Source organism: Candidatus Cyrtobacter comes, assembly GCF_034470605.1.
Classification (GTDB): domain Bacteria; phylum Pseudomonadota; class Alphaproteobacteria; order Rickettsiales; family Midichloriaceae; genus Cyrtobacter; species Cyrtobacter comes.
In genome coordinates this window covers 1-14,686 of the sequence record NZ_JARGYT010000003.1, presented here as the reverse complement: position 1 = coordinate 14,686, position 14,686 = coordinate 1, and the positions used below count along the sequence as shown (strand labels likewise).

Below are 14,686 nucleotides of genomic sequence, written 5' to 3'. Positions count from 1 at the left end.
TTATTAACTAGAGGTATAATTTGGTGCATCTTTAAAAGAATTTAAGCTATGTACGTGACTTTCCTTGATTCCAGAAGTGGTTATTTGAACAAATTTACACTTTCCCTTCATGTTCTCTATATCAGCTTTTCCTGTATAACCCATTGCGGATCTCAACCCACCTAACAGATAATAGATTACATCAGCTGTGCTGCCTTTATAGGATGTATAGCCTTCAACACCCTCAGGTACAAATTTACCGCTTTTAACCTTATCGCTCTGAGAATATCTATCATGTGCGCCGGCCTTTATAGCTCCCAATGAGCCCATTCCCCTATAATATTTGTATTTTTTTCCATCGATATCTATAATGTTACCAGGGCTTTCATCGGTTCCAGCAAGGAGTGAGCCTATCATCACTAAATCTGCCCCAGCTCCTATGGCCTTTGCTATATCACCTGAACCCTTTATACCTCCGTCTGCAATTAGTGTAACATTAGAAGCAGTGCACGCTTTAGCAACTGCCTGTATTGCAGAGAACTGTGGAACGCCAACACCAGAGATAATTCGTGTTGTGCAGATGGATCCAGGCCCTATTCCAACTTTTACAGCCTCAACTCCAGCTTCTATTAAGTAATATGCTGCACTTTCAGTAGCTATATTGCCAGCAATAATAGCTATATTACCAAGGACTTCCTTAATGGTTTTTATTATTTTTAAAACCTTTGTAGAATGTCCATGTGCTGTATCTACAACTATTACATCAGCTCCAGCTTCTATCAACTTCTCAGCGCGCACTATATCATCATTGCTTGTTCCAATAGCGGCTGCCACACGTAGTCTTTCTGAATTATCCAAAAGAGCATCTTGATGTTCGTTATGATTAACTTGAAACTGTTTTACCATCATAACTTGCTGAGATTGCTCCTCAATGGCAAAATTGCGATGGATTGTTCCAATACCACCAGAGAGGGCGACAGCAATTGCCATATTGGAGTCTGTAACTGTATCCATAGCTGCAGACATTATTGGTATATTGAGTGTTATATTTTTAGTTAATTTTGTTTTTAAACTAACTTCATTTGGAAGTATGTTAGATTCCTGAGGAACGAGTAGTACATCATCAAAAGACAAGTGCCTCTCTATCAAGTTAGTGTCCATGTTTTTCTAATAATATTTAATGTATGGAGTGGCTAAAAATGCCATATAGCATCTGATATACAAATAACTATTTCAGGCAGACTACTACATCATAATTATAATCGTTACAAGTGATATTATGTATAACATCATATAATCATGCTATAAATATAGATATTTAGGTGCGAATAGCTTGGTTACAATAATTCACCAAGTTCTATTGATTATCTGTTTATGCAAATTGATTCATAATCTAGACCAGCTGCCACCACTTTCTTTAAAAATCCTAAGTGATATCTCGCTTTTAGATGAGAGGGTATCTATATGAAGCCGTGCATATTCTTGTTGAGTAGCTTCATACATAAATATTACTTTTTTGTAACTGCGTGACGTGACTTCTAATATGTTATTCCAGGAAAAAAGCACTTCAAAGCCATTATCATATCCATCCAAAGTATTTGTAACGATTATCTTGCTGTTATCTTGGTAGATAGCTTCATCCTCTATATTAGAATGAGGTATAAAAGAGATGCTTGAATATGACCATAATAAATCATCAAGCATCAGCATCTCATCTCGGCTACTGCATAACAATACAGCCCTAATCGAGCCATGTTCCAGAACCTTTTCTATAAGTTTGAACATGGCTTTTGTTTTCGAAAGTGTATCTAAAATATAAACTGATACTTCCACTAAGAGTGTACTTAAAACGAATTTAGTAACTCTTTTAAGGACTTTGCAATGAGTGTCAACACAGAGCTTACATTGTCAAAGTTATGTATCTCATCAAGGAACTTTTCATACTTAGATAATTTTTGCATATCAAATAATTTTTTTAATTCAATTAGAGAGATGCTCTTTTCATCTTTTAATTTTTTCAACACTAGTCTTACTATTAGTATCCGAATTTCATCAATTTGAGTAATTAGATCCTTCATAGCTTCAGATTCTATATTATTTGAAGATGAGGAGTTCAAATGATAATTAGAGATCCTGTCTATATGTAAAATTTCAGAGATAAGGCCATAGACTTTTGAGGCGACTGTAACACCACAAGCAAGTTCTTCATTTATGGCGCAGATATCAGGTAAGTAGCGGCATGAATACACTAAGCTTAAGCTTTTGCTTATATTCTGTGCAATTTCGAAATTTAGATCTACTTTCTCTAGATCTGTTGTTTTTTGAATTTCAACAGATGTGTCTTTTGCTTTTAAAAGTAAAGTAGGTAGATTGTTTAAGAGGTGAGACTCCTTATTTTTAAGCAAAAATTCTATATTACGCTCGAAGATAGATCTTAATTTCAAAAATAGATGTATTTTTTCTGCTAATTTCAATTCTGAGGCATAAATAGACTCTATTATGTTTTTAGCATCAAATATCTCTAGAATAAACACAAATGCCTTGATTATGTTAATAGGCGCCTCACCATTATCAAGTAATTGATGAAATAGGCAGCATCCCATTATATTCACAAAGCTATTCACCAAGATTGTTGCAAGTATTTCGTTATATAGCTTGTGCGATTCTATCTCATTTGCAAATTTTTCCCTCATTTCAGAAGGGAAGTAAGCTACAACGTGTTTTAGATAATACTCATCTTTTCCAAAATTGGTTCCAGATAAGCTTTCTATAGCAGTATTTTTCGCATATGCGATCAACACTGCTATCTCCGGTCTTGAAAGCGATTTATATTTTGACGCTATTTCATACAATTTGTCATTTTCAGGCAAAAACTCTATTTTTCTATCTAGCTCTTTTCTTTGCTCCAAGTTTTTCATTAGCCATCCATGTTCGTAAATTCTATTTTTTCCCCAATTTTCTTCCACGGATAATAAGAAGTTCTGTCTCTTATTATCTTGTAATACGAGTTCCGCAACCTCATTTGTCATTCTAGCAAGAAGCTTATTCCGCTCACTTAGATTTAGAGAAGCGTTCCTCATTGCGCGTTCCAAGGCAATTTTTATATTAACTTCCCTATCAGAGCAACTTACGCCAGCTGAGTTGTCTATAAAATCAGTATTGATGCCACCGCCATTTCTTGCATATTCTATTCTGCCGCGTTGTGTAAAGCCAAGATTAGCCCCCTCTGCAACAGCTTTGCATCTTAGATCTTTACCATTGATTCTTAGTGAATCATTCGCCCTATCTCCAATGTTTTCATTAGATTCTTCGCTAGATTTAATATATGTACCTATCCCCCCACACCAGAATAAATCAACCGGTGCTTTTAATATTGCCTTAATCAAATCATCTGGAGAAAGTTCATCCGCCTCTATAATAAGTGCTTCTTGTATCTCTTTTGAGATACTTATAGATTTTAGTGATCTTTCAAATACGCCACCACCTTTTGAGATTGAATCCTTAGAGTAATCTGTCCATTTTGATCCTTTCATTTCAAATAATCTAGACCTTTCCCTAAATGATGATGCTGGATCTGGTTTTGGATCAATAAAAATATGTTGATGATTAAATGCGGCTATGAGCTTAAAGTGTTTTGAAAGTAGGAGCCCATTTCCAAATACATCCCCAGACATATCGCCTACTCCGACTGCGGTAAAATCTTGGTTATTAATATTTAAATGAAAAGCATTGCAATGATTTTCTGCTGAGATCCAAGAGCCCCTAGCTGTTATAGCTATTTTTTTATGATCATACCCAGCGGAGCCACCGGATGCAAACGCATCACCTAACCAAAAATTATGTGCTGCAGAAATTTCATTTGCATAGTCAGAAAATGTAGCGGTTCCTTTATCGGCAGCAACAGCTAAATAAGGATCATCATCATCATATCTTTTAACCATCACAGGTGGCGATATCTTATCATCAACTATATTATCTGTTATTCCAAGCACACCGTTTAAAAAGTTTCTATACTGTTTGATTCCCTCTTTATAAAAATCATTGCTGCCATAACTAAGTTTTGGTTTTTTCAATATAAAGCCGCCTTTTGACCCAACGGGAATTATAATACAATTTTTGGTGATTTGAGCTTTTACAAGACCAAGTATTTCAGTTCTAAAATCCTCAGCTCTATCAGACCACCTAATTCCACCCCTAGCAATTCTGCCGCCCCTTAGGTGTATTGCCTCAAAATCTACAGCATAAATGAATATCTCCATAAAAGGCTTTGGGTCTGGTATCTCATTTACTTCACGTGAGCGGATTTTAAATGAAAGGAATTCCTCAGATTCACCGTTATTATTTTTTTTGTAGTAGTTAGTTCTTTTTGTGGCTAAAATTAGGCTGAGATAAAGGCGTAAAACTCTATCATGTTCTATACTTGTTATTTTTTTCAGCATAACGGCTGCCTCTGCAACTATAGGTTTTATATCCTTACTGTTATCTAATGAAAACTTAGCTTCAAAGAGTTGCATAAGTTTTGTAGATGTGAGTGGATTTTCTAATAATGCGGTAATAACAGCGCTTTCGCTATATTTAAAATTAATCTGTTTAAAATATTTGCAATAAGCGCGCATAATAAGAGCTTGTCTCCAGCCTACGCCCGTTGAGAGAATTAATGAATTAAATTTATCATTTTCTATTTTTCTCTTGAATGCCAGAGAGAATGCCTCCTCTAAATTACATTTCAATTCATTAGTGAACATTATAGAAACCTTCATGGAATCCGATACACAGAGCCTGAATGAGTGTATGAAGAAGTTTTCTTCATCAATAAGTTCAACGCGAAATGTTGATGTGTCTGCAACGAAAAACCCCATATTTTCGAGCAAAGGAAGCATCGAAGAAAGGTGGAGTGCAAACTTAGGGGAATAAATTTTCAAACCAAAAAACTTACAGCCGCGCTCTTTGGATTTAGTTATACTAAATTTCACATCTTGCTCTTTTAGTGCAAGCTCTATCATTTTTATATCACATACTGTCTCATCTAGCTCGAATGTATGCGTATATTTTATATCAAAAGCATCCTTGTACTTAAAAAATAAACCATCCACATCTTGAGAGTTGAGCTTTTTCTTTAACTCAGCTAATAGTCCATCATGCCATGAGCTAACCGCATTACTAACAAGGTGTTCTATTTTTTTTCTGTCAAAGGCTTTTCTGTGTGTTTGGTCAGTTTTTATAGTTATCTGAATTCTTGCTATATTCGAATCTCCTATGTGTATATAATGTCTTGAGATGGTACCATTTATTTGTTCACTCAAGATAGCGCATATTGTATTAATTATATCAGATCTAAACTGCGTTCTAGGCATGAAGATCATACATGTAACGAACCTATCCTGAGCTTCTGGTCTTACAAATACCCTAACACCAGGCACTAATGATAATGCAACAACTGCAGATGCAATTTCATATAATTCATCTTCGGGGGAGCGTATAAGATCACTTCTAGGGAAGTTTTCAAGCGCAGTGATTAGTTCTTTTGCATTATGGCTTGCTTCTGGATATCCATATTTTTCAAAGATATTTGAAACCTTCCTACGTATCATTGGTATTTCACGCACGCTCTGATAATACACAGAGGACGTAAAAAAGCCCATAAACATATCTATATTTTTCTCATCTCTCTTCAAATATATGCAATTCATATGTGCCGTTCTGTGCACAACGGACCTGCTTTCAGATTTTTGCAGATGTATTACTCCGTTTTGGCATTTTACAAATGGTATTTCTTCATCTTTATATGTATCAGCTTTCAGGACGCCAAGAACTTCAGACTTATCATATATAAATTTATCAGGTCTTTCTTCAAGTTTTGCGTATCCCAAGAATATAAAATTGTTATCTATTAACCATTTTAAGAAGCCTGAGGTTTCAAATAAAATATTTTGGTTTTCTGGTATAGAATTGGCGCAATATTCTGCTTTTTCTAGCATGGATTTCCAATCTCCTACAGCAAAACTTATACAACTCAATACCTTTTCTATTGCTTGAATTAATAGTTTTTTGCTAGGTAATATAGACCCCTTATTTATAAAAAATTGTGTTATAAGATGTGTAGCCGTACAGTTTTCAACTGGTGATAATGTCACCTCATTGTTAGATTTGCGTATACTTACAAGCTGATGAACAGCAAGATCTACATCAATTGAGTGATTTTTTAGCTCATTGCCTACTGATTCCACTAAGAATGGAATATTTTTATTCAAGATAGTAATAACGGCCCTGTCACAGGTATCAAGTATATCTATCTCCCAACTATTCTCGCTTTCTATAAGCTTAGAAAGATTTTCTACACTTTGCTTTACGCACTCCGGATCCAAAGATTTTAGCTGATCGCTTTGAGTCATCATGTATATAGTCTGGGCAATACTTAAAGTTTTTGTATTTTTGTCCTGGAATAGCTGACCTAAATACGATCTGTTCTTTGTCATAAAATGATTCATAAAGGGCTACTTTAATGCTAAGATATTCTCCAATTATTTCTATAGCAACACCTAAATGAAAATTTGTATAATAGATGGATATGGTATTGTTTTTAGGGCATATTTTTCAATACCATATCTAAGCTGCCCTGCTGGGCAAAATGTATCTGCTTTATACGGTTTTTGTAATGTGATACTTAAGATAATGGAGAAAAAGGAATTTGACCTTATTGTGATAGCTTTAGATTCTGGCAAAAAAACTTTTAGAAACGAGATATTGGATACTTATAAGGCGAATAGAGTTGAGGCTCCTGAAGACCTCAGATTGCAATTTCCATTAATTAGAGAGGCTGCTATGGCGCTTGGAATATGCGCTATTGAGAAGGAGGGATTTGAAGCTGATGATATAATAGCAACCCTTGCTAAAAGAGCCGAAAAGAAGGGATATCGTACTGAAATTATAACAGCTGATAAAGATATAGCGCAGCTTGTAAATGAGAATATTTCGGTTTTTGATCCAATTAAGGAATCAATTATGTCACGCGAGGTAATATTTGAAAAATTTGGAGTATGGCCAGAAAATCTAGCTGATTTTTTTGCTCTTGTTGGAGATGCGAGTGATAATATACCTGGTGTACCTGGTATAGGGCCTAAAACTGCTTCTAAGCTTATAAGTGAATATAAACAACTAGATCTCATATATGAAAAAAGTGATTTAATACAGCCGCTTAGAATACAAAAGATACTGAAAGAAAATAGAGAATCTGCTTATCTTTCTAGAAAGCTAGTTACTTTGATTGAAGATGTTCCGTTAGAGGTTGAGTTAAGTGACCTAACTATCAAAAGGGATGATATGTTGCTTGATGGGTTTTTAAAAAAGTATGGATTTCAATCTATAGCAAGGAGATTAGGGGTAGATTATACTAGATGCCCTGCATCTGAAAAAAAGTTAAAGAAAGCTGAAATTGACGGATCTTTTTTTAATGATTTAGAGCTTGATGGTACAGCATATATTCATATGGATGAGAATGGGCTGTATATAGCTTCTGAAAAATATGAAGCATTATATGAAAATGGAAATTTATTCTCTTTTTTGGGTGTAATTAAGGAGGTATTAGAAGCTGATTACATAAAAAAGATACTTATTGATGCGAAGTGCTTAATAAAAGAGTGTATAGAGGCAAAGATAGATGTGAAGGCTGTGGAGAGTATCGATATCATGGAATATCTCTCCTCACAGACAAAGAAAGAGTATTCATTGCAAAGCCTTTGTGAAAATTATGGCATAGACCCTTCTATACAAATTGGTGTAAGAATTGGAATGCTATATCAGATGGTATTTAAAAACCTTTTTTCTAAAAAAAGCATATATATATATCAACACATAGAAAAGCCGCTGATATTTACACTATGCAGGATGGAGAAATTAGGTATTTGTGTTGATAAGGAGTATTTATCACATCTCTCTGAGAGTTTCTCATCTTCGATAAGTAAATTAGAGGCAAGGATATATGATATTGCTGGGCAAAAATTTAATATAGGTTCGCCAAAACAGTTAGGCCAGGTGCTATTTGAGAAATTATTTGTGGATAAAGGCAAAAAATCTAAGAAAAGTGGCGATTATTCCACAGACCATGAGGCTTTAGAAAAACTTTCTCAAAACGGACATGAGATAGCAGATCTATTGCTTGAGTGGAGACAGCTTACCAAGCTCCTGAATACGTATACTCAGGGGCTGCAGAAAAATATAAATAATGATAGAATTCATACAACATTTGAGATGAAGGCAACATCGACCGGTAGGTTGTCGTCTAAAAATCCAAATCTTCAGAATATACCAATAAGAACTCCAGAGGGTTCCAAAATCAGGGAAGCATTTATTGCATCTGATGGGGGAAATCTAATATCTGCAGATTATTCGCAAATAGAGTTAAGAATATTAGCGCATATGGCTGATATAAAATCTCTAAAAGAGGCCTTTTTATCGAATGCAGATATACATACTAAAACAGCAAGCGAATTATTTGGTATGCCGGAATCTAAAGTTTCTAAGGAGCTGAGGAGAAAGGCGAAAGCAATAAATTTTGGTATAATATACGGAATAACGGCATTTGGGCTGGCAAAAAATGCACAAATTAGTGAATCTGAAGCATCTTCTTATATAAAAGAGTATTTTAAGATGTATCCAGGCATCAAGGAATATATGGATAGGATAGTTCAAGAGGCGGTTGATAATAATTTTGTTAAGAGCCTTTTTGGAAGAAAGTGCTTTATAGCAAATATTCATAGTAGTAATTTTATTGCCAGATCTGCGGCACAAAGGGCGGCTATAAATGCGCCTATACAGAGTACTGCTGCTGATATAATAAAGATAGCGATGCTGAAGATGCCAAACCCAATAAATGAATTCATGTGCCTTCAAATACATGATGAGCTATTATTTGATATTCCTAAAGAAGTATGTAAAGAGTACTCCTATATAATAAAATCAGTTATGGAGAATGCTGTTAAGATATCCGTACCATTGAATGTTGATATTAGAATATCGACATCTTGGGGAGATAGCTAAAAATGAGAAGTTGTATAGATAGAATAAAGTCTTCATTATCACTTTCTTCTTTTGCCTCAGAGAAGTTGCAGCTGAAGAATAAGGGGAGGGGGCAGTTTGTGGCTTTATGCCCTTTTCATAATGAAAAAACACCATCTTTTACAATAGATGATAATAAAGGGTTATATCATTGTTTTGGATGTAATAGGGGGGGGGATATACTATCCTTTTTAATGGAGGTTGATTCTCTCTCATATGGTGATGCGCTAAAAATTCTTTCAAATAGAGCTGGTATAGAGTTACCAAATGAAGAGACTAGCAGTGCATCAAGATTGTTTTTTAGCGTAACAGAGCAACTTTCTGCATTTTATAAAAAATCCCTTTTATCTAGATCTGGTGCATTAAGCTATTTAAAAGATAGACAATTAACTGATAAAATTATTAATTCATATGATATTGGGTTTTCGCCTATATATTCTGAATCCATAAAGTATTTGCTTAAAAATTTCTCTAAGGAAGAGTTAGTTACAACCAAGTTATTTTTAGAAAGGGATGGTAAATTAATAGATCCAATGAGTAATAGGATCACATTTGCTATCCATAATTATAATGGAGAATGTATAGCATTTGGTGGTAGAACTCTGTATGAAGATAAGCAAATTCCAAAATATATTAACTCTCAAGAAAATCCTTTCTTTAAAAAGGGTTATAGTCTTTATGGTATTAGCCATGCGAAAAAATCAATAAAGAAGTTTAAAAAATGTGTGATTGTGGAAGGATATATTGATGTGCTTTCAGCAGCTTCTCATGGAATAATAAATACTGTAGCGCCACTTGGTACTGCAATTAGTATTGAGCAGATAAAAACGTTGTGGAACATGGGCTCAGATGTTGTGCTTTGTATGGATTCTGATAGCGCTGGAATTGAATCTACTAAAAGGATTTGTTCTAAAATTCTGAGTGTAATGAAGCCGCAAAACATACTTAGTATAGCCCTAATAGATGGGGCCAAGGATCCAAGTGAGTTAATTTCAAAAAATGGTGTTGAGGTATTCATTAGGTGCTTAAAAAATGCACAACCACTCTATCAATATTTATTTAGTTCAAATCTAAAAGAGGCAAAATTAGATTCACCACAAGATCGTGCGATTTTTAGAGACCGTATGACTGAACTTGCAAATTCTATAACAGATTATAGTCTTAAAAGTGAATATAGGAAATTTTTTCAGGAAAAATGTTTTCATGAGTTCTTTAAGACTCATAAAAAGGTACAAATGAAAGTTCCGGTCTTCAATCCACAAAATATAGCTAATTATACAGAGGAGGAATTATTTTCGTTACTAATTTCAAATATAGATCTATTAAAAGATGAGCGTGTTTTAAAACATTTTATAGAAATTGAGATAGACGATAAAAATTATCAACATCTAAAATTTATAATTTTAGATAAGTTACAAAATAATAAGGAGTTTTCTCATGAAGATTTTAGTTTTTTATCTAAAAATCTTTCTAAAGAAAGATATATATCTATTGAAAATAGAGCTGAATTTTTAATAAGGTATTTACTGCTGCATTCACTTAATGTAATAAGAAACAAGATAAATTCTGTGAGCTGTGAATTAATTGAGGGTGGGCTTGACTCTAAATTTGATGAGCTTATGCGGCTTAAGTTCCGCGAGAAATCTATAAAGTCCGAGTTAGGTATAATTTAGGTTTATTGGTCTTACTTTTCTATTTGCTATGTCAACTAAAATTGTTAAAAAATTACGTAGATTTCCGGTATCTAAAACCGAAGATAGCATAACTGACCTTAGGGGGAGAGGGGCTGAGCTCGGGTTTGCCAGCGATGATGAGTTGGACCATATATTAGATAATGAGGAAACTGGAAGGGCGACTACTGAGTGCAGTATGGATGATGGAGAGAGTGATGAGCTAATAGAGGGGTTTGTTAGTTCCATTAATTCCATTAGAAGTACTAGTGATGATGATGAGGAGGAATTCGATGATGGTGTGATAAATATCACTGCTGATAGTAGTTTTGATAGCACATATTCGGAAAAAGATAAAAAGGAGAGCACATTAAGAAATGATGATCCTGTAAGGATGTATCTTAAAGAGATGGGTAATAAATCTCTCCTTACAAGAGAAGGTGAGGTTGATGTTGCAAAAAGGATAGAGAAATTTAGGAGGAGAAAAATCAATCTTCTTTTTAGGAATCAGTTTGCCGCAAAAGCTGTGGTAGTTTGGTACAATGGCCTTGTAAGCGATGCAATACCACTTAGAGACATAATAGATATAGATACCGCTTGCTCAAGAGAGATGCATAAAAGGGAGATAAGTAGGGGGCAGGGGCTGGATGGTATTGATGATTTAGACATTAATTCTGAACATAGTGGATCTACTAAAAGGAGGGATGAAAAACCAAGTACTAGGTATGTAGATAGTGAAAGTGATGCTGAAACTGATATTGAAAGTGATGTTGAAAGTGATGTTGGGACTAAAAGGAGGGATGACAAACCAAGTAGTGGGCGTAGGTATATAGATAGTGAAAGTGATGCTGAAACTTCTGCTGACACTGATGATGAGGCTGATATAGATAATGAGGACTATGAGCAAGATCAATCACAATCAGATGATGATGATGATCCAGAATCCCGTTCAGTAGAATCGGAATTTAGGCCTGTTATGATGGAGGCGCTTAGAAATGCAGCTGAGATAAGTGCGGCTATAGTTGAATTATATGATGGTGAGAGGAACGATGAGCGCCTTGAAGATTTAGTAAATAGGCTATCTGATATCCTACTTGATATTGGGATTAATGAGGTAAACATATCAAAATTAATGACCGCCTTATATGATTTAAATAAAAATATTATTAAATTAGAAAGGGGGATAATGGATATAGCTATGGAATATGGTATGAGCAGGGCCATATTCTTAGAAAATTATTTGGATAGTATAGGTGATGAGGAAGAGTCGGATGATGATTTTTTAAGAAATATATCAAAAAAATACCCTAATATTCTTAAGAAAAAAGATCAGGTGTTGCATATAAGGGGTAACCTTAAAAAATTAGCTAAAGAGTTTGGAGTTAATGTACCAAGCTTTAAGCTCACTGCTTTAGAAATTTTAAAAGCAGAGCAAGAGATAAAGAAAGCTAAAAAGGAGATGATAGAAGCTAATTTGAGGCTAGTTATTTCAATAGCAAAAAAATATGCAAATAGGGGGTTGCAGCTTTTAGATCTATTCCAAGAAGGAAATATAGGTTTAATGAAGGCGGTTGATAAGTTTGAGCATCGCAGAGGTTATAAATTCTCTACCTATGCAACTTGGTGGATAAGGCAAGCCATAACACGTTCTATAGCGGATCAAGCAAGGACTATAAGGCTACCTGTACATGTAATAGAAACCATAAACAAAATCCTAAGGACATCTAGGCAGTTGATGCATGATATAGGTAGGGAGCCAACGCCTGAAGAAATAGCTTCTAAGCTAGTTATGTCGATAGATAAGGTAAAGAGGGTTTTAAAAATAGCAAAAGAGCCAATGAGTCTTGAAAATCCTGTAGGTGATGAGGATAGGGGGATGTTAGGGGATTTTATAGAGGATAAAAAAGCGCTTCAGCCACTTGATGCTGCTATATATTCAAATTTAAAAGGTGTTACAAATAGGCTCTTATTTTCATTAAATCATAGGGAAGAGAGGGTCTTAAGGATGAGGTTTGCAATTGGCGTTGATACAGATTATACCCTTGAAGAGGTTGGAAAGCAGTTTGGTGTTACGCGTGAGCGTATTAGGCAGATAGAGGCCAAGGCGCTCAGGAAGCTTCAGAGGCCTAATAGGATAAAAATGCTAAAAGGTTTTAAAAAGGTTTCAGTAAAATGAAAATTTGTTGATGTAAAATCATATGTATCTTAGGTAGTTAAATTACTACTTTTGTGCAGATGATTTTATGCCTTAGCTAAAGCTGTATAAAATGATTACATAATAAGTCATGTTACTGCACTTAACTCATTGATAATTAACCTATTTCAAAGTTAGCTATGTCACTTTTTTATGGCGATTTGGCTATGGTATTGTGTTCTTCTTTCTGTCTCTATTCTTTCAGACCTTAGTCTCTATGGTGTAAAATGGAAAAATAGTTATACTTTGTTGGAAGGGTTTGCGGCAATAAGGATTTGATAAAGAATAGTAGAGCGCAAGAAGATATATAAAGATTATAGCTAGTAGTTGATATTTTATTTAGGGCATTCACTATAGCTGTTTTATTTGAGGTATATAGGTAATACCTCATAATATTATATAGCTATGCTAATTCAGCTTAAATCACTATAGCCTGTTTATTTGAGATTGCATAATACTCCTTGCGTTACAGCGTATTATACCAATTCCCTGTTATAATTTGATATATTATGATTGATAGAAAGAGATATTTTTGATATAAATATAGTCTATAACGATAGACTATATAGGAGATTAATAATGCCAAAAACATCAAAGATTATAGACGAGGTAATGGTACTAAAGGCGGAGAAAGCCTTGAGAAAGCCTTGAGACAGATAAGAGGTGGTGGAGTTGCAGCATTGAGGTGAAAAGCAATAATCGCCTCAAGTAAGCATGGTCTTAAAAAGTAGCAGAGGTGTATGACATAAGCAGAGGTTCCCTACATAGATGGATCGCATTGTTTAGAGATAAAGGCGCTCTTGGTATTGAGAACATAGGCAAGCCGCCAAGATCAAAATTAAGCTGAAGAGGTGGCTTTTTGGATAAATGAGGATAGGCGCCCATTACTATTAAGAAATTTAAAATATTAATCAAAGAGAGATATGATATAGGAAAATCTAGTATTCATAGAATGCTTCAAAAACTTTGCTTTAATCACATTACTGGACGAAAAAGGCACTATAAATCAGATCAATCTTCTCAAGAAGAATTTAAAAAAAAATCTACAAGAGGTACATAAAGAAAGACCAAATGTACCAATCTACTTCTGTGACGAGTCTAGATTCGGTACTCACGCAAAACATGGACTTGGATGGTTTAAAAAAGGTAGTAGAACAGCTGTAGAACAGCTATAGCTACAAAATTAGGTTTTAAGTCATTTTATCTTTATTCTGCTACAAATCATAAAACAGGAGATGCTTTTAGTCTGATCATTTCCAATGTTGATAAACAATGTATGCAAGTTTTTATTGAAGAATTTGCAAAGCATGTAAAAGAAAATATCATTCTAGTGATGGACGGAGCTGGGTGGCACAAAGGTCTAAAGATACCAGGTAATATCGAGATTCTATACTTATCTCCATACAGTCCAGAACTTAATCCAGTAGAGAGATTATGGCAATATATAAAAGCCGCCGGTGCTAAAAAATAAAGTTTACAACTGTTTAACAGAACTTGAGGATTCTGTTATAGATTTTGTCAACACTATCCCTACAAAAACTATACTGTCTATCTGTAATTGTTCATATATCTAATTATAACGGGGAATTGGTCTTAGCTATGCTAATTTAACTTAAATAACTATCTATAGCTAATCCGTTATAAAATGTCATGCTAATTTTGATAAAAATGATATAAATGCTATATAAAGAAAAAATGTCATATCCAATAGAATTTAGAAAGAAGCTAATGAAGTTAAATGAAGAAGGGATGACATATGAAGCCATTAGTTTCAGATATACTGTTTCAG

Annotated in this window: 8 protein-coding genes; 5 read left to right on the top strand and 3 right to left on the bottom strand. The window is 34.4% G+C overall.

Going from position 1 to position 14,686, the window contains the following annotated elements; translation table 11 throughout:
- Positions 1 to 3: 3 nt before the first annotated feature.
- From guaB to Cyrtocomes_RS00530, 3 genes are all read right to left on the bottom strand, one after another.
- Positions 4 to 1,140 (bottom strand): IMP dehydrogenase, encoded by a 1,137-nt coding sequence (gene guaB, locus Cyrtocomes_RS00540; RefSeq protein ID WP_322497260.1) that lies wholly within the window; start codon positions 1,138 to 1,140, stop codon positions 4 to 6.
- A gap of 225 nt (positions 1,141 to 1,365) precedes the next feature.
- The gene (locus tag Cyrtocomes_RS00535; protein WP_322497259.1) at positions 1,366 to 1,812 is read right to left on the bottom strand and encodes a DNA polymerase III subunit chi; all 447 of its coding nucleotides are present in this window, start codon (positions 1,810 to 1,812) and stop codon (positions 1,366 to 1,368) included.
- Between the two features lie 11 nt (positions 1,813 to 1,823).
- Positions 1,824 to 6,455, bottom strand: a complete 4,632-nt coding sequence (locus Cyrtocomes_RS00530; RefSeq protein ID WP_322497258.1) for an NAD-glutamate dehydrogenase domain-containing protein — start codon at positions 6,453 to 6,455, stop codon at positions 1,824 to 1,826.
- 67 nt (positions 6,456 to 6,522) lie between these two features.
- On the opposite strand from Cyrtocomes_RS00530, the gene Cyrtocomes_RS00525 reads away from it, so the two are divergent.
- From Cyrtocomes_RS00525 to Cyrtocomes_RS00510, 5 genes are all read left to right on the top strand, one after another.
- A complete protein-coding gene (locus Cyrtocomes_RS00525; protein ID WP_322497257.1) occupies positions 6,523 to 9,015 on the top strand; it encodes a DNA polymerase I in 2,493 nt (830 codons plus the stop codon).
- Between the two features lie 2 nt (positions 9,016 to 9,017).
- Positions 9,018 to 10,706, top strand: a complete 1,689-nt coding sequence (dnaG, locus tag Cyrtocomes_RS00520; protein ID WP_322497256.1) for a DNA primase — start codon at positions 9,018 to 9,020, stop codon at positions 10,704 to 10,706.
- Positions 10,707 to 10,734: 28 nt separating this feature from the next.
- Positions 10,735 to 12,879, top strand: coding sequence for an RNA polymerase sigma factor RpoD (gene rpoD, locus Cyrtocomes_RS00515; protein WP_322497255.1), 2,145 nt, complete (start codon positions 10,735 to 10,737; stop codon positions 12,877 to 12,879).
- 901 nt (positions 12,880 to 13,780) lie between these two features.
- Positions 13,781 to 13,957, top strand: a complete 177-nt coding sequence (locus tag Cyrtocomes_RS06075; protein ID WP_410519683.1) for a winged helix-turn-helix domain-containing protein — start codon at positions 13,781 to 13,783, stop codon at positions 13,955 to 13,957.
- Positions 13,958 to 14,068: 111 nt separating this feature from the next.
- Positions 14,069 to 14,368 (top strand): transposase, encoded by a 300-nt coding sequence (locus Cyrtocomes_RS00510; RefSeq protein ID WP_322497271.1) that lies wholly within the window; start codon positions 14,069 to 14,071, stop codon positions 14,366 to 14,368.
- Positions 14,369 to 14,686: the final 318 nt, after the last annotated feature.

Coding starts and splice junctions, on each gene's coding strand:
- rpoD (WP_322497255.1), top strand. CDS start 10,735: ATGTCAACTAAAATTGTTAAAAAATTACGTAGATTTCCGGTATCTAAA.
- Cyrtocomes_RS00530 (WP_322497258.1), bottom strand. CDS start 6,455: ATGACAAAGAACAGATCGTATTTAGGTCAGCTATTCCAGGACAAAAAT.
- guaB (WP_322497260.1), bottom strand. CDS start 1,140: ATGGACACTAACTTGATAGAGAGGCACTTGTCTTTTGATGATGTACTA.
- Cyrtocomes_RS00525 (WP_322497257.1), top strand. CDS start 6,523: ATGAAAATTTGTATAATAGATGGATATGGTATTGTTTTTAGGGCATAT.
- dnaG (WP_322497256.1), top strand. CDS start 9,018: ATGAGAAGTTGTATAGATAGAATAAAGTCTTCATTATCACTTTCTTCT.